Genomic DNA, 20,249 nt, shown 5'->3' on the forward strand with positions numbered 1-20,249 from the left:
AATAATTTCACCCAAAACAATTGAGCAAAAATGAACAAGATTGGCGGTGTAGTTGACACAATTTTCCAAAGTGCTAAGTCTACCCTAAAACCGGGGAAACAGGCAAATATTGCTGTAGAAGAATCACCTTTTATTGAAGTAACTCCTAGCGGAGAATTGTTAGGTTGTTTGGATGCGCCGACAATTAATGAAATTAATCTCAGTGGCACTTTAGCTGTAGTTGGTTGGCTTTGTAGCCGCAATAAATCCATTCAATCTTTACTCTTATCTATTGATGATATCTCGGAAGAACCAATTACTTACGGACTTCCTCGCCCAGATGTTGCCCAAGCTTTTCCTGAAGTGCCAAATTCAGGTTTGTCAGGGTTTAGATGGAATATCTTTTTAGGCAAAAACTTTTCTGGAAATATCATAATTAAAGTTTGGGTAGTGCTGGAAACTGGCGAGAAAGTTTGCTGTTTTTCTCGCCGTGTAAAACTAGAACCTGCGCCAGTAATAGAAGTAAAACCGATTACTCCTTATACTTTTGTTTATGGGGCAATTAAAAAAGCCATTGCAGCATTTCAACATGGGCGTTTGTCGCCGTCGCCACTGCAATGGGTGCGGAAATTACGCCGTTATTACAAACAACTAAAAACTAATCCTACTATTGCTATTGAAAATTATAATGTAACTCATCCTTGGCAAGAACAAGACCCTTATCAAAGATGGGTAGAAGTTAATCGCATTACGCCAAAATTGGCAGCAGTTATGGCGACAGATGCGGCTAAAATTAAGGATATTGGGCCGAAAATTAGTGTGGTTGTTCCTCTCTATAATACGCCGGAAAAATTCTTAGAGGAAATGATTCAATCAGTCACTTCTCAAGTTTATCCGAACTGGGAACTTTGTTTGGCTGATGATGCTTCAACTGCACCTCATGTGAAAGAGATTGTGGAAAAAGCTGCCGCTGCTGATGCCCGGATTAAGGTAGTTTTTAGAGAGGAAAATGGGCATATTTCGGCTGCAACTAATTCGGCGCTAGAGTTGGCGACTGGTGAATATATTGCTTTGTTAGATCATGATGATTTATTATCAGCAGATGCTTTGTTGCAAGTAGCAGAATGTGTGGTGCAAAATCCAGAGGTAGATTGGATTTACACTGATGAAGATAAAATAGATGAAACTGGCAGACATTACGATCCTCAAATGAAGGGTGATTGGAGTCCAGAAATGATGTTGACTCACAATTACACTCAACATTTTACGGTAATTCGTAAGAGTTTGGTGGCGAAAGTTGGGGGAATGCGCCAAGGTTTTGAGGGGGCGCAGGATTTAGATTTATATTTAAGAGTGGCGGAACAAACTACTGAGGAAAAGATTCGTCATGTTGCCAAGGTTTGTTATCATTGGCGATGTCATAGGGAAAGTACTGCTTCTCATGGTACGCAAAAGCGTTATGTGTTTGACAGTGCCGAAAAGGGGATTCGGGAAGCTTTGCAACGTCGGGGGATTAAAGCTGAACCTTTCTTGCCTACGATCGCACAAAAACACGGTTTATGCTTATATCAATTAAAGTGGGATAACTCTCACTTAGCCGAAAATCCAGTCACCATTGTTATTCCCACAAAAGACAGAGTTGATTTGCTGGAAAAATGTATTTCTAGCTTAGAAAAAACCGTCGATAAACGCTACGTCAAACTAATTATAGTTGATGATGGTTCTGTGGAACCAAAAACTCAAGCTTATTTCCAGAAATTACAACAAAATCGAATTTTTGATTGTCGAGTAGTGAGTTCGGGAAGAACAGAAAATCAACCTTTTAATTACTCGCGGGTGGTGAATTTGGGGGCGAAATATGTAGAGACTCCTTTGATGTTACATTTGAATAATGATATTGAAGCGATCGCACCCGGTTGGCTAGAAGATATGGTAGGCTGGATGTCACTACCAGGTGTGGGAGTAGTCGGAGGAAAACTACTTTATCCTGACCAAACTATTCAACACGCCGGAGTAGTAATTGGGCCTCATGAAGGACTGGCAGACCATCAATTTCACCAATTACCAAAAGAAGAAGTTGGCTACATTTGTTTACCTCATGCGGCGCGAAATGTCTGTGCAGTTACAGGCGCTTGTTTACTCACTTCAACCGCCCTTTATCGAGAGTTAAATGGCTTTGATGAAGAAAACTTTTCCGTACAATATAACGATGTAGATTACTGTTTGCGAATCAGAGAATTAGGGCGAAGAGTTGTCTATACCCCGCAAGCAAGTTTAATTCATTTAACTAGTGCTTCCAGAGGCAAAGATTACAACTATAAAGAACACTACAACTTTATAAAAAGGTATGAGAACTTTAAAGACCCTTATTGGAATCAAAGCATTGACTTAGAATCAATGTGGATGGGAATTAATCCCTACCATTATTGTCATTCCGAGAGAGTAGATAAATTAAAAGTTTTGGTAGTTTCCCATAACTTAAACTTAGAAGGTGCGCCATTAATTGTTTACACCTATGCGCGTCATTTCGCTACAATTGGCGGATATCAAGTTCAGGTAATTTCTACCGAAGATGGAGTTTTACGGGATGCTTACGAAGAGTTAAATATTCCGGTAAAAATTGTCAATAAACAATTGCCACTCCCGGAAGAAAAGATTGAGCATTTCCGCAGTCGCCTGAAAAAAATGGGCGAAACTATTGATATCAATTCCTTTGATTTAATTGTTTGCAATACTCTCGTTTGTTTCTGGGGGATTGAATTAGCCAGATTGTTCAATATTCCTAGTATTTGGCACATTCATGAAAGTACGCCTCTGGACAAAAGTATTAAAAACTTCTTCGGGGAAGCTTGCGAAGAATCAATGCCAAAATTGTTAAGAGATTGCTTTTTAAATGCTAACCGAGTAGTATTTCAAGCAGAAACAACTCGCCGGATTTTCCAAGGTTTAAATGCCAGAGATAACTTCCGCAAAATTCCTGGTGCTATTTCCGTAGAACAGATTAATGATTTCCGCCAAAGTCACAGTAAATCAGCGTTAAGGGCAAAATATGGCATTGGAGAAAATGACATTGTTTTAACTGTAGTTGGCACAATTTGCGAACGGAAAGGACAGCACATTTTCATTGAAGCAATTAAGGAATTAGAAGCTAAATACTCGCCGGAAACTTTGCCTAACTTTTCTTATTTAATAGTTGGTGGCAATGTAGTTAGTTACCTGAATTACATAGAACATCAAATCAAGAAGTTAGATTTAAATAACGTCAAAATTTACCATGAAACTAAAGAAGTTTATGACTTTTTCTGTTTGAGTGATATCTTTGTTTGTTCTAGCTTTGAAGAGTCATTCCCTAGAGTGATTTTAGAAGCAATGGCGTTTGAATTAAAAATTGTCAGCACCAATGTATTTGGAATTACGGAAATGATTGATAATGAGGTGGAAGGTTACTTAGTGGAGGCGGGTAATCCGAAAGCTTTAGCTGATGCGATTTATCAATGTTTATCCGAACCAAAAGTGGCGGCGCGTTTGGCGAGTAATGCTTATGTGAAAGTTAACCGGAAGTTTGACTTACCAACACAATTAAACAGACATTTGCTATTAAGTAAAGAAGCTGTTTTAAGTGCAAAAATGGAATCAGAGGGAATGGGGAGAAGGGCAGAAAAGAAAGTTTAGATTGTAGGTGAGAAAGTAGTTGTGGTACAAGAATTAATTGATGTTTCCGGGGAAAATTCGGTCAAGGGTCAACCTGATTTTATTATTATTGGCGCACAAAAATGCGGGACTACATCTTTGTATCAGTATTTAATTCAACATCCGCAAATTCTACCTGCTAGCCAAAAAGAGGTGCATTTTTTTGATTTGAATTTTGTTCGAGGTGTGGATTGGTATCGCCAACAATTTCAGCCTGTTTCTCAAGGATTAATTACTGGGGAAGCTAGTCCTTATTATATTTTTCATCCTTTGGTAGCTGAACGAGTTTATAAATTGTTTCCTCAAGTAAAGTTGATTGCGCTGTTAAGAAATCCGGTGGAGAGGGCGATTTCTCATTATTATCATGAGGTGCGGTTGGGTTGTGAAAAGTTGGGGTTGTTGGATGCGATCGCCCAAGAATTCGCTAGACTAAAAGAAGAAACTGCCAAAATGCTAGCTGATGCAAATTACTACAGCTACAACCATCAACATTACACCTATTTATCCAGAGGAATTTATGTAGAACAACTCAAAAATTGGAGGCAGTTTTTCCCGAAAGAACAACTTTTGGTTCTGCCCAGTGAAGAATTATATAATCAACCAAATCAGGTGTTAAATCAAGTACTGGAATTCCTGCAATTACCGAGTTATCAACTTACTCAATACGACAAATATAACTCCGGGGAATACCCAGAAATTAAACCGGAAATCCGCCAACAACTACAAGAGTATTTTCAGCCATACAATCAACAACTTGAAGAATTCTTAGGAGTAAAATTCCCTTGGTAACGTAGGGTAGGCATCCTGCCTGCCAAACAGCATCCGCAACAGGCAAGATGCCTGTTCTACGAAATCATAGAACCGAGGCGTGACCAATTAGATATTAAAATTGATTAGTTAGTTGTGACTTACTTATGAAAATACTTTTTCTGCATCCTAACTTTCCGGCCCAATTTCGTCATGTAGCGACGGCTTTAGCTCAAGATTCTAATAATGAAGTGCTATTTGGGACAAAGTTTGAGAATCCCGAATGGCAGATTCCTGGCGTTAGGAAAGTGGTATTTAAGCCGAGTCGGGAAGCGCGACCAGAAACCCACCATTATGTGCGATTCTTGGAAAATGGGGTTTTGCATGGACAAGCAGTATTTCGGGTAGCGGAACAACTGAAAGCAGCGGGATTTGTCCCTGATATAGTTTACGGTCACTCTGGTTGGGGGCCAACGCTATTTATTAAAGATGCCTTTCCCAATGCCAAGCTGATGTGTTACTTCGAGTGGTTTTATCATGCTATTGGGTCCGATGCAGATTTTGACCCAGCAGACCCCTTGACAATAGACGATATGGCAAGGATTCGGATTAAGAACACGCCGATATTAGTAGATTTGTATAGTTCTGATTGGGGGGTATCACCTACTTATTGGCAAAGAACCCAGTTTCCCAAAGAATTCCACAGTAAAATTTCGGTACTACATGATGGTGTAGATACAGAATTCTTTAAACCTAATCCGGGGGCAAAATTAATGCTGCCGAATTTGGATTTGTCAGAAGTTGATGAGATTGTGACTTATGTTGCTAGGGGGATGGAACCTTATCGGGGGTTTCCTGAGTTTATCGAATCGATCGCCTATTTACAAGAACGTCGCCCCAACTGTCACGTAGTAGTTGTTGGGTCAGACAGAGTTTGTTACGGTAAATCTTTACCCAATGGGGAAACTTATAAAAACTATATGCTGAAAAAAGTTCCCCTAGACTTATCCAGAGTCCATTTTGTCGGTTCCTTACCCTACGGACTTTACTTAAAAGTAATTCAAGCTTCCCAAGTTCACGTTTATTTAACCCGCCCCTTTGTCCTATCTTGGTCAATGATTGAATCCATGTCCACTGGCTGCTTAGTCTTAGGTTCCGATACCGCACCAGTCAAGGAAGTCATCCAAGATGGGGAAAATGGATTATTAGCAGATTTCTTTTCTCCGAAACAGATTGCTGATAGAATCAGTGAGGTTTTGGATCATCCAACCCGGATGGCTCAACTGCGCCAAAAAGCCAGGGAAACAGTATTAGAGCGATATTCCCTGGAAAAGTTACTACCAAGTCACGTCCAACTAATTAAAGATGTGGCAAATGGTTCTCTACCACCCGAAAATACCCCAACTCCTGCAAATGTAGAATGTAAAGTTTAGCAGTGGTCAGAAAGCTGCGCTCTTGAGCTTTCCTTTTCTGACTACTGAACTATCAACCATCCCCTACTTGTGTAGAAGCATTACGGTGCGTTAAATCACGCAACAAATTTGTCTTGAGAGGGTAGAAGTTCAGGTAATTTGGAGAAAGACCGTTGAACAAATGTGATTCCTTAGCTGCAAGTGTAATATTATCCCCAAGCTGGGGAACTATATAAACGGTGAGATGGTCTTATGGTAGTCAAGACCATTAAGAAACCATTAACAAAGTTACTGTTTAGGTAATTGGAGAAAATTATTGTGCAAGTTATACTACTTAAGGCAAAGGAGATAGAATCAGAAAGCGAATTTGGGTGTAAAAATAAATTAGCCCAAAATTTCGTAAATTTGAGTATTATCTCTACTAAACGCTTGGTACAGTTTTTTGGAATGAGGAGTGTAGTTTAGATGCCATTAATCACATTAACAGCTGGAAATGATCAAGCACCCCCTCCGGCTATAGCCGCTGGTGATACAGTACTGGGGTTGACGGGAAACGATACTATTACCGCCCCATCGAACACTGAAGTTTATGGCAACCAAGGCCAAGATGTCCTGACAGGTGGGGGTACGGGAGTTACCCTTTACGGAGGACAGGGCGATGACACATTGAGAAGCGTAAGTAGCAGTCTCTTATTTGGAGACAAAGGTAACGATTCCCTATTCTCTGTTTTTGCAGATACCCTGTATGGAAATGTTGGCAAGGATACTCTAGTAGTCGCTGCAAATAGTGCAGCTTTTGGTGGTCAAGGTGATGACCTAGTTGAAGCTGTAAGTAGTGGCGCAGTTGGTGCTACCTTAGCTGGTGATAAAGGTAATGACATCGTTAAAGGTGCTGGTGGTGGTGGTTCCAAGTTGTTTGGGGATGATGTCACCATAACTCTCACAGGCAGCGATGCAGGTGCAGATACCATCTGGGCTTATGGTAACGATACTGCTTATGGTGGTAGTGGCAATGATAGCCTCGTTGCCTTTGGTGGTGTCAAAGTGATGTTCGGAAACCAGGATGATGATATTCTCCGTTTCGCTGACACCGTAACTTCAGGTACAGGTACAACCCTCTACGGTGGTCAAGGTAACGATACCCTGTTAGGAAAGAATGGCGGAGCTCTGCTATCTGGTGATAAAGGTAATGACTCATTAGTAGCAAGTGTTGGTCCCGGTAATATTTTTGACACTCTTGTTGGCGGTGCTGGTGCTGACAACCTTTTAGGTACCGAGCAGGCAGAAGTTCTGATCGGTGGATCTGATTCAATACCAGGACTGGATACTACCACTGGTGTTGACTTGATTAATGCAAAAGGCGGCGACGACACAATTGTTGCTGGCGGAGGCGGCAGTGTCGTTTCCGGTGCGGAAGGCAAAGACTCTATGATCGGTGGAGAAGGTAATGACAGCTTCCTGGGAGGAAATGCTGATGATATCCTAACAGGTGAAGCAGGTAATGACACTCTCCAAGGTTGGATAGGGAGCGATACCTTGACTGGTGGTGCTGGCGCTGACTACTTCGTTTATGCTGGTGGTGCGTTTGTAACTTCTGCATTTTTTACCGATGCAGCAGGTATTAATCCGATCGCTAATGGTGCTCTCGGCGATCTAGGAAAAGATGCTGGTGCAGACAGAATCACAGACTTCGAGGTAGGAGTAGATAAGATCCTTCTCGATGGTCAAGGTACTCGTTTTGCTAACATTGGTTTCACCAATGTCGGTGACGCATTATTTGCAGCGTTGTCTACAACTCAGGCACCAGGTCTGGCAATAATCACGGCTGACAGTCAAGTTACCCAAGCTACAGGTAACTTAATTTATAACTCAGAAAATGGAAAACTCTGGTACGATTCAAATCCTGCTATCGGTCCTCTTGATGCTAATAGTGCTCAGTTCCTTCTCTTGCCAACTGGCCTAACCAACCTATCAAATCAAGACTTCATCATTGTCTAAAAAATTGTGAAACAAATGAAACTCGCTAGAAATTAGTAGCTTTATTACCCGTCTAAAAAGGCGGGTTTTTTGTTTATTTGTCATTGGTTATTGGTCATTTGTCATTCGTGAAATATCCAGTTCAGTTTTTTGGAATGAGGAGTGTAGTTTAAATGGCGAAACTAATCATATTAAGAAGATCTGAGTTAATCAAATTGGAGAACAGCTACAAGATATAAAATGGATAAAAAAAATTCTTTTGCAGATGTTTATTTGTCATTGGTTATTAATTAACTGTTGTAAAAACTGTTGATGTTCGTTACTAGCCAAACCATTTTGCAAAGTAGCAATTACTTGAAGCATATCTCCTGCTAAAAGTGCTGAAACTGCTAACCACAACCCCGGAAAAACTTGACTGCGGATAATTCCTGCAACATCAGGTGTCACAGAAATGTATTCTCCATCCTGCAAAGAAAACCAATCAAAACGCTCCTCCATCACTTGCCACACGAGATATTCTTTCACTCCATTGCGGCGATAGACTCGTTTTTTATCCCGAAGGTCAATTGAAGCGGTACTGGCAGCAATTTCGGCAACAAGTTCTGGTGCGCCTTCAATATAGCCTTCTTCATCAAAACGACTTTGACCCCCGCAGGAGGCATTAATAAGCAGCACGGCATCAGGTTGGGGTTCGTTATCAGTATCGAGCCTTACAGTTGGATTATCGCCCAAACGTAGTCCAGGTGTTGCTATTTTGTAATTCCAAAGCCAACCGATTAAATTAGCATGAGGTTCGGCGTGGGGTTCAAACCTTAAAGGCGATGCCATGTAAACAATTCCTTCAATCAGTTCAGCTTTTTTGAGGTGAGGCATTGCTGTATAACGCCGCTCGAATTCTGCACGAGAAAGCAAATCGCCATTTTCCAAAGGTGGGAGAGTGATGCGGTTGTTATTTGTCGGAGCGATCATGGCTTTTGTGCTCCAAAAAAAAATGTTACCTAAACTTAATTAAATTAATTAATATTAGTTTAGCATTATCCTGATAATATGTCATTTTTTCTTAATTCGTTTTCAACAAGGAATTACTTAATTTTGTGCAGTTTTTCGTTTGGCATTTCCTCTTTGACGTGCTGCTGCAAAATTGCGATCGCTCTCTGCTTCTAAACGTAAATTTAATTAATCTAAGTTGGTAGTTAAAACATCCCAACGCTTAATTTAGTAACAGAATTTGGTCTTGTTTCTCGATCGGGAATTCTCGGTTAATTAGTCATGGTATTTCCCCGCAAATACTTGGAGAATTCTATGCTGTTGTTACTCGTCCTTCATTACTGGCTAATCCTTTAACTCCTCATGAAACTCTCAGCAGAATCGATCGGTTACTGCAAATGCAACATATTGAACTATTATCAATGTCCGATCGAGTCATATTGTAGGGTGCGTCAGATTTAGATATTTTCCTTTCTACATAGGCTTTACCGTCTGACGCACCCTACTCGTTAATAAGTGATTTAAATGCGTAACAGCTTATTGCTTGTAGAGCAGATGCTTTTGCATCTTGCATGAGGAATTGTTCTGGTAAGTTGCTAGGAATTTCATCGGGAATTCTGCCTGTAATCACGATCGCACCTAAATTAATTGAGGCACGTAGTTGCGCTTTAGCGCGATAATAAGCGCAACTACGTACTATTTAGCGAAAGAACAAATAGCGAACACCAATTAGTAATAAAAAGATGCCGTAAAGTTTTTTCATTAAGGCACTACTAATGTATGGTTGATTGGCAAATATTGCGCCAAATAAGTTACCAACTACTAACCCAGCAGCGATGAATAATGCGTGTTTAAGATTTAAGTTACCTTCACGATAATAGACGATCGCACCTAAAATCCCGATCGGCAAAATTTGTGCGGCAATAGATGTACCAGTGGCGAACTTCTGATCCATTCCCATTAATAACACCATTGCCGGCACCATGATCGCACCGCCACCAATACCAAACATTCCACCCGCCACACCAGCGGCTAAACCGATAAGCAATAACTGAAACACTACAGGCATAAAACATGGAGAATAAACTTAAGAAATAGTAAAATATTTTCTAACTATTAGCCACACTGATGACTAAAATTCACCATCCCCATAAATTACCACCTGTTGTGAGTCGCGATCGTCGTACCAAAATCCTGAGTAAAGGTTCATCCCACTCGCATTGGCGGGACCCTTACCATTGGTTGCTGACAATTTCTTGGGATAAATTTGTCATTGTAATTATTATTGCTTATACGATCGTCAATACTTTATTTGCTCTAGCATATTTAGCCGGAGGAGATTGTATCGCTAATGCCCGTCCGGGTTCTTTTGCTGATGCTTTTTTCTTCAGTATTCAAACAATGGCTTCCATTGGTTATGGGGCGATGTATCCCAAAACTGATTATGCTAATTTGGTAGTGGCGATCGAAGCATTAGTTGGTTTAATGTTTTTAGCAATGGCAACTGGGTTAATGTTCTCCCGCTTTTCCCGCCCCACAGCCAAAGTTTTGTTCAGCAAAGTAGCAGTAATCGCCCCCTACAATGGTAAACCAACCCTAATGTTTCGCACCGCTAACGAACGACATAATCAAATCTTTGAAGCAGAAATGCACGTTAGTTTAGTGCGCGATGAAGTGAGCATTGAAGGTACAGTAATGCGGCGATTTTATGACCTAAAATTAGTCCGTCACCAAACCCCAATTTTCGCTCTCACTTGGACAGGAATGCACATCATTGACGAAACCAGTCCCTTATACGGCGAAACCGCAGAAACTTTACATCATTCTAACATTGAAATCATAGTTATCCTCACCGGAATTGACGAAACAGTTGCCCAACCAATTCACTCTCGTCACTCATATTTAGCCGACGAAATTCACTGGAATCACCTTTTTGTAGACATTTTAACTACCTTACCCAACGGCAAAAGATTAATCGATTATACAAACTTCCATGACGTAATTCCCCTGTAATCCAATCTTACATCAGCGCCAACATCCGCCTGCGAATCAATTCGTAGGCTAATAGCTAAAGTCCACTGAAGTGGACTGAACAACGAATTTTTTTATAGGTAAATTCTTGAAGGGAAATTTTCGCCAGTTTGCACAGAAACGGTGATAATTTCTGCTTCGATTAACCGAGTTTCTTTAGGTAAGGAACCAGTACCAGGATTTACTGGATAACCGGGAAAACAAGCAGCACTTAAGCTTAATCTTAACTGATTTCCGGCAGTAATTTTCATGCAAGTTGGTTGTAATTGAATGGTTAAAGGTTGGGTTGATTGATTTGGGTTGACTCGGATGTAACCTTGAGTAAAGTTATAAACACTGCCATTATTTTTTACTTCTGACAAAACAGCACATAAATCAAAAGTTGGCTGATCTGCACTGCAATAAATTTCTAAAAATACATCTCCAACTATTAATAAATCTTCTGTTAAAGGTGCAGTAGTGTAAGTTAAAACATCTGTGCGAGAGTCAATAGCTGAACGCTCAAAAGCACCCGCAGGAAATACCGCATGACCACCTAAAGCGGGAACAGGTCGCCAAGGGTCGTGGATAAAGGTGTCGGGGATGGGGGATGACAGGCAGGATGCCTGTCCTACGGAAGAGGTTAATTTTCCGGCATCTTCGCGGATACTTGCTAAGCCGTTACTTTGCAAAAAATAGGATGTTTTAGGATTATTAGGCCAAGCATCAAAGTTTTTCCATTGATTACTTCCCATTTCAAATAATGAGACAGATGGTTGATTATTTATTCCGGTATCAATGTCTTTGAGAAATCGATCGAACCAACGAATTTGTAACTCATCAATTGGGTTGGATGCTGCTAAACCATAATCTATTGCGCCAACTTTTCGCCCCCAAGGAAGATGTGCCCAAGGGCCGATTAAGAGATATTGTAAAAAGCTGCTACGTGATGCCATTTCTTTATATAAGTTGACAGTTCCTCTGAGGAAAGTATCAAACCAACCGCCAACGTGCAACATCGGTAAATCGATGTTTTTTAAATAGGTTTTTGGGGAAAGTTTTACCCAATATTCATCAGGTCGATCGTGGTTTAACCACTGATGATAAAAAGAGTCAGGGGCATATTTTTTCAGTATTTCTGGATATGTGGGAATTGAATCAAATAACGGTAAGTTACGAGAGGCAGAATAAAGAGCTTGAAATGCCGATTCATCATTATTTAATCTGGCGGTTTCTGCGGCAATTTGAATTGCCCAACCAAGGTTAGCTTGTAAACAAAAAGCGCCTCCTTCGTAAGCCCAGTCATGATATAAATCATAGCCGATCGTTGCGGGACAAATTGTTTTTAATGCAGGTGGTTTTTCCACAGCAGCATAAAGTTGTGTCATTCCTTGATAAGAAAAGCCGTACATTCCGACTTTGCCGTTACTTCCAGGTAGTTGAGAGGCCCAATTAACTGTATCGAAACCATCTGCTATTTCATGGGCAAATAATGTAAATTCACCTTGAGAAGTGCCTCTTCCCCTAACATCTTGAATGACTACAATGTAGCCTTGTTGGGCATACCAAGTGGGGTGGGCGTAGACTACTGTGGAGGCGATCGATCTTCCATAAGGTTGCCGCATGAGTAATACGGGAAAAGTCCCCTCAGCATTAGGGCGATAGACATCTGCATCTAACCTCACCCCATCTCTAGTAAACATCGAAACTGTTTCTTTCAGCATTGAGTAAATCAATTCAACATTAAGGCTATTTTAAATTAAATTAAGTAATTTATTGCGAAGTTTATCAAGTTTTAAACTCAATTATTACAAAAGTTTTGTTGTTAGCGATCGAAGTTAACGAACAATTGCTAGATTGGTTTGTAAATCACATTAAGAAAGTAGATAGAGAACTCAAACCTTGTATGAATAATTAATCGGAATTGGGGACTGGGTAAGTTTTGAGTTAGGGAAAAAGTTCTAAGCTTTAAGTTTTCTTCTCCCCTTTACCCCTGTGTCCCTGCCTGTTTTTTTCAGCAAGCAACTAAGGCATCTGAACGACGCAAAACTCTTAAATCTTCCTCATCTAAATCTACAGGAGTGCCACTGCGAATTAGTTCGACAAAATCCTCATTAGGAACCATAAAACACAAAGCATACAATCTTTCTGCACCTGTATTTTCTATTAGATGAATTCCGGTTGGGGGAACTAAAATACTATCTCCAGCCCGAATAGAAACAGTTTTTCCATCACAAGTTGCTCTGCCTTCCCCCTTAAGCACAAAAAACATTTCCACAGCTAAATTATGCCGATTCGGAGGAGTTTTGCCGCCAATATCAAAAATTTCTACACACAAGGTTAACGAAAAGTTAGCTGTTGTTGGATCGAAAACAATTGCTAAACGATTAGTATCATGAGGACTAATCCGAAAAGCTTGATAATCTCTAGGAGACTTAACAACGGGAATTACGCAACAATCATTCATTTTCCCAAATTCCTTTGTCACTTGTGAATTATTAATTTTGATTTGATAATCAGTAGTGGATAGTAGATAAAAATTTTCCTACTACCAACTACTAACTAAAACTTATCCATGACTAATTGCTTTTAAGATAGCTTGAGAATCGCTGACAAAACCAAAACATTGTTTCACATTGTAAAGAGTTGCTAACCAGCAGTACTCAGGAGAAGTAGTAGCGGTGCAATCTTTGACTAAAATGCAATCGTAACCTAAAAAATTAGCGTCTTGTAATGTTGCCATTACACATTGGTCGGCGTTGACTCCGGCAAATAACAAGGTAGTTTTGCCTAAGTTGCGTAAAATACTATCTAATGGTGTATCCCAAAAACCGCTCATTCTGTACTTATCTATGAAAATATCTTCCGGTTTTTGTTCTAATTCATCTACTACCGCAGCGGCCCAACTTCCTGCCATTAAAACTTTGGCATTATTTGTCGGTAAAGGGTCGCCCAAACCTACAGCATCGCCTGTGGAATTGTAAACGTGGCGCAGTCCGGCGCTAATATTTAATAAGTCGGGACGGTTTCCCCAGTTCAACCAAATTATCGGCACATTGACCTTTCTTAACTCTGGTAAAAAGCTTTTTAAAGGGTTAATGGGAGTTCTTGCAGGTGTGACATCTACGCCGATGTGCGCTAACCAACCATCTGGATGGCAGAAGTCATTTTGCATATCAATTACTAATATGGCAGTTTTTGTTAAGTCGAGGCGTAAAGTTTTCGTTTCTGTTGTCAAAGTAACAGGTTTGGGTTCTAAAGGTGGGCGGGTAATGTCAGCAATTTCGGCATTAACTGCCCAAGCATTAGGTGCTACGCCCAAAGTACGGAGGTTGTTCATAATGTTCAATGATTCGGCTCAAAACAAATTTCACTGTTATAGTGAATAATACTGTTGACTGTTTTAGTGTCTAAACTCATAAAATTTGTAAATTCTTAATCTTAAGGACAAATTCGTGACTTTTACTCTTCAACAAGCTTTAATTCCTGTAGACCAAGGTTATACAACTGTAGATGTGCGAGTTGTAGGAGATACTATTACGGCAATTTCTCCGAGTTTAGAAGTTGTCGGCACAGTGGTTAATTGTGAAAATAAGTTATTGTTGCCTGGTTTTTTTAATGCCCATACTCACTCTCCAGAAATGTGGCAGCGAGGAGTTATTCCTCCTTTGCCTTTGGAATTGTGGTTGGCGGAATTGTATGATTTTGCACCTTTAGAAGTAGAAAAGGTTTATTTAAGTGCTTTGGGTACGGCAGTAGAAACTTTATTATCTGGTGGTACTAGTGTTGTCGATCATTTGGTGCTAATTCCTGGGCAAGAAATCGAAACAATTGCGGCGACAATTCAGGCTTATCAAGCAGTGGGAATTCGCGCTTTTGTTGCGCCTTTAATTTGGGATCAATCTTTGATTTCGGGAATTCCTAGCGGGGAAAATCAAGCAGAAAATTCAATTCCGGGGCGTTCTGCTCAGGAAATTTTACAAATGTTGGAGGAGGCAATAAATAAGTTTCATAAACCGGAAGCGGGAGTTTATATTTTAACTGCGCCAACGGGAATTCAATTATGTTCTGATGAGTTGTTTGTCGGGTGTGGGGAGTTGAGCGATCGCTACAACCTTTGTCGTCATTCTCACCTGTTAGAAACTAAAGCCCAACAGTTACTTGCTCAAGAAAAATATGGTTGTAGTGCGGTAGAACATTTAAACAGAATTGGTTATTTGAGTTCGCGTACTTCTTTGGCGCATTGCGTTCATTTGACTGATGATGATATCAAAATTTTAGCAGAAACTCAGTCAACTGTTGTGCATAATCCTCTCAGTAACCTGCGTTTAGGTAGCGGTATTGCGCCAATTTTAAAATATCGGCAAGCGGGAGTTAATGTTTCTTTCGGTTGCGATGGTGCTTCGAGTAATGATTCTCAAGATTTACTGGAAGCGATTAAAATTGGTTCGATTCTGCACAATGTTACAGATTTAGATTATCAACACTGGATTACTCCGCGTCAAGCTGTGGAAATGGCAAGTTTGGGTGGTGCTAAAGGTTTGAATTTGGGAGAACAGCTTGGTTCTTTGACTGTGGGGAAAAAGGCTGATTTGGTACTTTATGATTTAACTAATTTGTCTTTGTTACCTCGGACCGATCCGATTGGTTTATTAATGTTAGGTCGTCCAACTCAGGTGGTTGATAGTGTTTGGGTTGATGGGAAAAGAGTTGTGGAAAATGGTCGAGTATCTACGATTAATGTGGATGATTTGAAACAGGAATTGTTTGCTAAAAGTGAATGGGTGACAAATCGAAAGTCAAAAACTGTGAGTGAGTTTGAGGCGCATTATCGCAGTGTGATGGGTTTGAGTTAAATTGAGATTTTGCACTTGTTGTTTTAGCTCGCCTGCGAATCAATTTGCAGGCTAATAGCTCAACTCCGCTAAAGCGGACTGATACTAAGTGGGTAAATTCATGTAGTTTCAGTGGCACTTTCTAACATTTTAATTGTGCCATTATTGGCATCAATTTCTACTTCAATTCCTATTGGTAAGGTGAATTTGTTGGGAATATGTCCAATTGCTGCACCATACCAAGCGGGGATTTTTAAGGGTTGAATATGGTCTTGTAAAACTTGGATTAATGTTAAGGATTTTTCTGGTTGTTCGGGGTTGCATCTGGTACATTGACCGAAGATAAAACCGGAAATGCGATCGAGTATTCCCGCGATTTTTAATTGGGTTAACATTCGATCGACTCGGTAAACTTCTTCGCCAATTTCTTCAATAAATAAGATAGTGTTTTGCCAATTTGGTAAGTAAGCAGAACCTACCATTGCTGATAAAACTGATAAGTTTCCTCCGACTAATTTACCTCTAGCTTTTCCGGGAGTAATTGTTTCTACTCGCAGAGGCAAACTGGTGATTTTTTCATCAATAAAAGCCGAGTTTTGCATCGTAACAGCTTCTCTATTAAACAGAATTCGCTGCACGTAATCTATAGTAAATTGATTCCAAGTCGATGTAGCAACTGGCCCGTGAAATGTGACAATTCCACTGAGAGCATAAATTGCTAAAAGTAAGGAAGTAATGTCACTATAACCAATAATAATTTTGGGATTTTTTCGGATTAATTGGTAATTTATTAATGGTAAAATTCGATTGCAACCCCAACCACCGCGCAGAGTGAGAATTGCTTTAACTGATGAATCGGCAAACATGGTATTAATATCAGCAGCACGGTCAATGTCTCTACCTGCTAAGTAACCGTATCTGTCTAATATATGGGTTCCTAATTTGTAATTTAATCCTAAGTTTTTCAGGGTTTGTTTAACTTCTTCTACATCTTCGGAAGTAATGAAACTGGCAGGATTAACTAAACCAATTGTATCACCAACTTTTAGGCTAGATGGTTTTAAAATTGGTTGGGAAAATGAGTTAGCTTGAGCAATTTTTGGTAGTTGACTGGTGAAGGCGGCGAGTCCCAAAGCTTGCAGAAGTTGGCGGCGATCGAACTTCATGTATCTACCCAAACTGTCACCGCTGCTACAGCAATTAACATTTCATCATTTTTATCATTTAAAGATGCGATCGCTCTCCCTTCAACTACCATTCCCCCTGCTTCTAAAGTTAAAGTTTTTTGTCCAAAAGGTAGCACTGCTAATACTTCTTCTTGACGCACTTGTTCGGGGTAAGGAACGGCAACTTTTACCTCAACAATCATTTGATTTGGATCGCTTAAACCTGCAACTTCCCACACTCCGGGTAAGGCATTGTGGGCGATCGCATTTCGCACTGCCCTAGCTGCCGCTACAGTTGGTTCCTGTCCATGCTGATCCACACCCATTCCCATTTCAATAACCAAACGTTTTCTAGTCACTTTCACCTCTTGATTTGTTAATTTTCAATTAATTTCTTGCAACTACTTTTTCTGGGCATTTTCCTTTTGCATTTCCATCACAAACTGCACTATTTGCAGATTATCGTCCTTCCAATTTAAACGCTGTTCTCGAACTACTTTTAGGTGAGGCTCTATATTTTTAGGACTAATTAATTTACCAAAATTTGCCGGAACTTTTTCCGGTTGATAGTTATAAATTCGCTGCATAATTAAGTCAGCAACTTGATCTCGATAATGAACGCTATCCACAAAATGATTCATCCGATCTCCGATAGGTTCTGTAGTTAGATTGCTGTAACTGGCAAAGTCCCAAACCGGAGTGATTTTAACAATTTCCCGTTTCCAATTTTCAAATTCTGACCAAATACCAGCCCGATTAATTAATTCTAATTGGGCAGCGTGTACTGGGGCAATAAATACTTTCAACTTAATATTACGTTTTTTACAAGTATCAACAATTGCCTGAAAAGCTGCTAACTCTTCTTCCGAAAGATTGTAGTCTTTGTAGAGGGTTTTTTCCGCCAAATACATTTTCATTACCCTCTGAAAATTGCTATATCTGGCGCTATCTTTATAGAGAGTAGCTTCTACCTTAGCGGGTTTAACTGTAGGTTTAGTTACAGAAGTTTTCTTCTTTTGTTTATCTGGATCTGGTTTGACAACTTGCGCTCTATTAACAGGGTTTTTGACATTTTTTTCTACTTTTTTATTAGGCTTTTTAGTTTCTTTTGGCTTAGGTTTCTGGGTTTTTTGGCGCTTACTTGCTTTGGCTGCTTCTTTGCTCTTTCTTGTGACCTTTTTTCTACTTTTAGATTTGAGTTTAGTGGAGGATTTGCGATCGATCCTTGCTCCTAAAACCTTAGATTTTTTCTCCTTTTCAGATTTTGGTTGTTCTGCCGGATGTAATAAAGGTACATCAGAAGCAGTCACCTTTTTTAAGCTAGCAATGAAAGTATCCAAAGAAAAATTAATTTTAACCAACTCAGGAATAGTTACACTATACTTATTAGTTCTGACTACAGTTACCTCTTGAGGCTTTTCTGGTTGAGGTTCTGGAGTTGATTTTACTGGTTTTTTTTGCCCCCCAAAAGCAAAGAAATCTAGGCTAAGAACTACTTCCTGTAAATCAGGATGGTTAGCCAAAGTATCATCAAAATAACTTTTAATATCCCGCATTTTCGCCCCAGGTAAAGCCAAGTTATAAACTGGTTGTACCTTTTTTAAAGCTGGGTGTTCAGTAGATAATTTTAAAGCTGTAGATGTACCTAAAAAGATAGCTTTAGGTTGGATTTTAGTAATACTGAGGGTAGCTAAATTTATTTTAAATCGCTCGGCTCTATACTTATTTCTCTGCTCTAAAGTTGTTGGTTTAGGTTGATTTTTATTTTCTACCTTTTTCGGTTCTGGTGTAGTTACTGGTGGCGGGGAGTCCTCAGCAAAATCAAATTGATTTTGCTCTGGTGCAGTCAGATTTTTGATTACGCCATAAGGATCGACAGCTAAATTGAAAATAGCAATAAAGGCTAAATTCAACCCTACCAAAGGCAAAAACAATAAGTTAAACAGGCGATAATTTTTGCTGTTAATCATTGCTAAAATTGGAAGTAAAGGAACTCAGAAACTCGGTTTAAAGATAGGAGACATAAAGCAGCAATAGTTGTCAGAGAGACTACCCAGAGTAAATTAGGTTTAAACCATTGCAGCATTTGATTAGTATTTGGTAAAACTGTAACACAGACTAATAATGCAGCTATAACAATTAAACTTTCTCCCCCTCCTTTTAAGTAAGGAAAAGTTTGGCTAAACTTCACTCCAATAGGAGATAACCAACCGAATAAACTTTCATAATTGCTAGAAATAACAATACCTTTTGTCCCGATCATCGTTTGCAAAATTTGCCAAGCATCAGCAGCATTCCGCGCCCGGAAAAACACCCAGCTAACTACTACTGCTAAAAATGTAATTGTCCAACCTAATGATTTAGGTAAGGCTTTACCATGTAATTTCCACCAATGATTAATTGATAAATACATTCCATGTAAAACGCCCCAAATGATAAAAGTCCAACCTGCACCATGCCACAATCCTCCTAATAACATGGTAATTATCAAGTTACTATAGCGGCGAATTTCTCCTCTCCGACTACCTCCTAAAGGAATGTATAAATAGTCTCTTAAAAAGTTAGAAAGAGTGATGTGCCAGCGTCGCCAAAAATCGCTAATAGAGAAGGCTTTATAAGGTGAGTTAAAGTTAATTGGTAGGTTAATATTAAGCATTAAACCTAAACCTATTGCCATATCTGAGTAACCGGAAAAATCGAAATATAGCTGTAATGTATAACTCAATGCGCCTACCCAAGCTTCAATAAAGCTAACTTGAGAAGCGTTATTAAATACAGGTGTCACCCAAGCGGCTATGTTATCACCAATTAAGACTTTTTTAGCGAGTCCTAAAATAAATAGGGCTAAACCCATTGCCATGTTTTTATGAGAAAAAACATAATTTCTCAGTTTTTGAAATTGCGGAATTACATCTTTATTATCTGATATTGGTCCTGCGATTACGTGAGGGAAAAAGGAGACAAAAATACTATAAGTGAAAAAATTTGATTGTTTAGCTTTCCCGTTATAACTATCTACTAAATAGGCAATTTGAATAAATGTATAGAATGAAATTCCCAAAGGAAGAATAATTTGGGGAATTTGCCAGTTTGTTTGCAGTATTTGACCTAATGAACTAACAAAAAAATTTGCGTATTTATAATAGCCTAATAAACCTAAGTTGAAGCAAATACCCAACCATAAAAATATTTTAGCTTTTTCTGTGTTTGGTTGGGCTTGTTCGATGCAACTGCTCATTAAGTAATTAAAACTGATAGAAATTAGTAGCAGTGGCAAATAAGAAATGTTCCAGTTAGCGTAGAATGCTAAAGAAGCGATCAATAACCAAGTTCTCGCTAGATTAATGAAACGAAACTTGGTTAAAGTAAAAAATACTATTAGGGCGATCGGCAAAAAGCCGAAGATAAAAGTATAGGAGTTAAACAGCACAGTTCGATATTTAAGA

At 39.5% G+C, this 20,249-nt stretch carries 15 protein-coding genes; 6 read left to right on the plus strand and 9 right to left on the minus strand.

What is annotated here, in order from left to right; translation table 11 throughout:
* The first annotated feature begins 30 nt into the window (after positions 1 to 30).
* From ACE1B6_RS14245 to ACE1B6_RS14260, 4 genes are all read left to right on the plus strand, one after another.
* Positions 31 to 3,651 (plus strand): glycosyltransferase, encoded by a 3,621-nt coding sequence (locus tag ACE1B6_RS14245; RefSeq protein ID WP_413257898.1) that lies wholly within the window; start codon positions 31 to 33, stop codon positions 3,649 to 3,651.
* Positions 3,652 to 3,672: 21 nt separating this feature from the next.
* On the plus strand, positions 3,673 to 4,458 hold the full coding sequence (locus ACE1B6_RS14250) for a sulfotransferase domain-containing protein (protein WP_413257899.1): 786 nt from the start codon (positions 3,673 to 3,675) through the stop codon (positions 4,456 to 4,458).
* 125 nt (positions 4,459 to 4,583) lie between these two features.
* Entirely contained in the window at positions 4,584 to 5,849 is a 1,266-nt protein-coding gene (locus tag ACE1B6_RS14255) for a glycosyltransferase family 4 protein (RefSeq protein WP_413257900.1), read from the plus strand.
* A 444-nt stretch (positions 5,850 to 6,293) separates the two neighbouring features.
* The gene (locus ACE1B6_RS14260) at positions 6,294 to 7,826 is read left to right on the plus strand and encodes a calcium-binding protein (protein WP_413257901.1); all 1,533 of its coding nucleotides are present in this window, start codon (positions 6,294 to 6,296) and stop codon (positions 7,824 to 7,826) included.
* 255 nt (positions 7,827 to 8,081) lie between these two features.
* Here ACE1B6_RS14260 and ACE1B6_RS14265 read toward each other — a convergent pair whose 3' ends face one another.
* Together ACE1B6_RS14265 and ACE1B6_RS14270 are read right to left on the minus strand one after the other, a co-directional pair.
* A complete protein-coding gene (locus ACE1B6_RS14265; RefSeq protein WP_413257902.1) occupies positions 8,082 to 8,774 on the minus strand; it encodes a Uma2 family endonuclease in 693 nt (230 codons plus the stop codon).
* Positions 8,775 to 9,492: 718 nt separating this feature from the next.
* A complete protein-coding gene (locus ACE1B6_RS14270; protein WP_413257903.1) occupies positions 9,493 to 9,861 on the minus strand; it encodes a TSUP family transporter in 369 nt (122 codons plus the stop codon).
* A gap of 59 nt (positions 9,862 to 9,920) precedes the next feature.
* Between ACE1B6_RS14270 and ACE1B6_RS14275 the strand changes: the two genes are divergently transcribed.
* Positions 9,921 to 10,805, plus strand: coding sequence for an ion channel (locus ACE1B6_RS14275; protein WP_413257904.1), 885 nt, complete (start codon positions 9,921 to 9,923; stop codon positions 10,803 to 10,805).
* A 92-nt stretch (positions 10,806 to 10,897) separates the two neighbouring features.
* On the opposite strand, the gene ACE1B6_RS14280 is transcribed toward ACE1B6_RS14275, so the two are convergent.
* From ACE1B6_RS14280 to ACE1B6_RS14290, 3 genes are all read right to left on the minus strand, one after another.
* Positions 10,898 to 12,526 (minus strand): CocE/NonD family hydrolase, encoded by a 1,629-nt coding sequence (locus ACE1B6_RS14280; protein ID WP_413257905.1) that lies wholly within the window; start codon positions 12,524 to 12,526, stop codon positions 10,898 to 10,900.
* Positions 12,527 to 12,816: 290 nt separating this feature from the next.
* A complete protein-coding gene (locus ACE1B6_RS14285; protein WP_413257906.1) occupies positions 12,817 to 13,269 on the minus strand; it encodes a cupin domain-containing protein in 453 nt (150 codons plus the stop codon).
* A gap of 102 nt (positions 13,270 to 13,371) precedes the next feature.
* Complete coding sequence (locus tag ACE1B6_RS14290; protein ID WP_413257907.1) at positions 13,372 to 14,142, minus strand: cysteine hydrolase family protein; 771 nt, start codon at positions 14,140 to 14,142, stop codon at positions 13,372 to 13,374.
* A 115-nt stretch (positions 14,143 to 14,257) separates the two neighbouring features.
* On the opposite strand from ACE1B6_RS14290, the gene ACE1B6_RS14295 reads away from it, so the two are divergent.
* Positions 14,258 to 15,658, plus strand: coding sequence for an amidohydrolase (locus tag ACE1B6_RS14295; RefSeq protein ID WP_413257908.1), 1,401 nt, complete (start codon positions 14,258 to 14,260; stop codon positions 15,656 to 15,658).
* A gap of 98 nt (positions 15,659 to 15,756) precedes the next feature.
* On the opposite strand, the gene ACE1B6_RS14300 is transcribed toward ACE1B6_RS14295, so the two are convergent.
* From ACE1B6_RS14300 to ACE1B6_RS14315, 4 genes are read right to left on the minus strand one after another with little or no spacing between them, the layout of a single operon-like run.
* Positions 15,757 to 16,803 (minus strand): S66 peptidase family protein, encoded by a 1,047-nt coding sequence (locus tag ACE1B6_RS14300; RefSeq protein ID WP_413257935.1) that lies wholly within the window; start codon positions 16,801 to 16,803, stop codon positions 15,757 to 15,759.
* Positions 16,800 to 17,162 (minus strand): Lin0512 family protein, encoded by a 363-nt coding sequence (locus ACE1B6_RS14305; protein ID WP_413257909.1) that lies wholly within the window; start codon positions 17,160 to 17,162, stop codon positions 16,800 to 16,802. The genes ACE1B6_RS14300 and ACE1B6_RS14305 overlap by 4 nt, the downstream gene beginning before the upstream one ends.
* 42 nt (positions 17,163 to 17,204) lie before the next feature.
* The gene (locus tag ACE1B6_RS14310; protein WP_413257910.1) at positions 17,205 to 18,773 is read right to left on the minus strand and encodes a hypothetical protein; all 1,569 of its coding nucleotides are present in this window, start codon (positions 18,771 to 18,773) and stop codon (positions 17,205 to 17,207) included.
* A gap of 2 nt (positions 18,774 to 18,775) precedes the next feature.
* Positions 18,776 to 20,233: an MBOAT family O-acyltransferase gene (locus ACE1B6_RS14315; protein ID WP_413257911.1), complete on the minus strand. Its 1,458-nt coding sequence runs from the start codon at positions 20,231 to 20,233 to the stop codon at positions 18,776 to 18,778.
* Positions 20,234 to 20,249: the final 16 nt, after the last annotated feature.

It is taken from the genome of Floridaenema fluviatile BLCC-F154, from assembly GCF_041929135.1.
Taxonomy (GTDB): domain Bacteria; phylum Cyanobacteriota; class Cyanobacteriia; order Cyanobacteriales; family Aerosakkonemataceae; genus Floridanema; species Floridanema fluviatile.

Coding starts and splice junctions, on each gene's coding strand:
- ACE1B6_RS14245 (WP_413257898.1), top strand. CDS start 31: ATGAACAAGATTGGCGGTGTAGTTGACACAATTTTCCAAAGTGCTAAG.
- ACE1B6_RS14255 (WP_413257900.1), top strand. CDS start 4,584: ATGAAAATACTTTTTCTGCATCCTAACTTTCCGGCCCAATTTCGTCAT.
- ACE1B6_RS14260 (WP_413257901.1), top strand. CDS start 6,294: ATGCCATTAATCACATTAACAGCTGGAAATGATCAAGCACCCCCTCCG.
- ACE1B6_RS14265 (WP_413257902.1), bottom strand. CDS start 8,774: ATGATCGCTCCGACAAATAACAACCGCATCACTCTCCCACCTTTGGAA.
- ACE1B6_RS14270 (WP_413257903.1), bottom strand. CDS start 9,861: ATGCCTGTAGTGTTTCAGTTATTGCTTATCGGTTTAGCCGCTGGTGTG.
- ACE1B6_RS14275 (WP_413257904.1), top strand. CDS start 9,921: ATGACTAAAATTCACCATCCCCATAAATTACCACCTGTTGTGAGTCGC.
- ACE1B6_RS14280 (WP_413257905.1), bottom strand. CDS start 12,526: ATGCTGAAAGAAACAGTTTCGATGTTTACTAGAGATGGGGTGAGGTTA.
- ACE1B6_RS14285 (WP_413257906.1), bottom strand. CDS start 13,269: ATGAATGATTGTTGCGTAATTCCCGTTGTTAAGTCTCCTAGAGATTAT.
- ACE1B6_RS14290 (WP_413257907.1), bottom strand. CDS start 14,142: ATGAACAACCTCCGTACTTTGGGCGTAGCACCTAATGCTTGGGCAGTT.
- ACE1B6_RS14300 (WP_413257935.1), bottom strand. CDS start 16,803: ATGAAGTTCGATCGCCGCCAACTTCTGCAAGCTTTGGGACTCGCCGCC.
- ACE1B6_RS14310 (WP_413257910.1), bottom strand. CDS start 18,773: ATGATTAACAGCAAAAATTATCGCCTGTTTAACTTATTGTTTTTGCCT.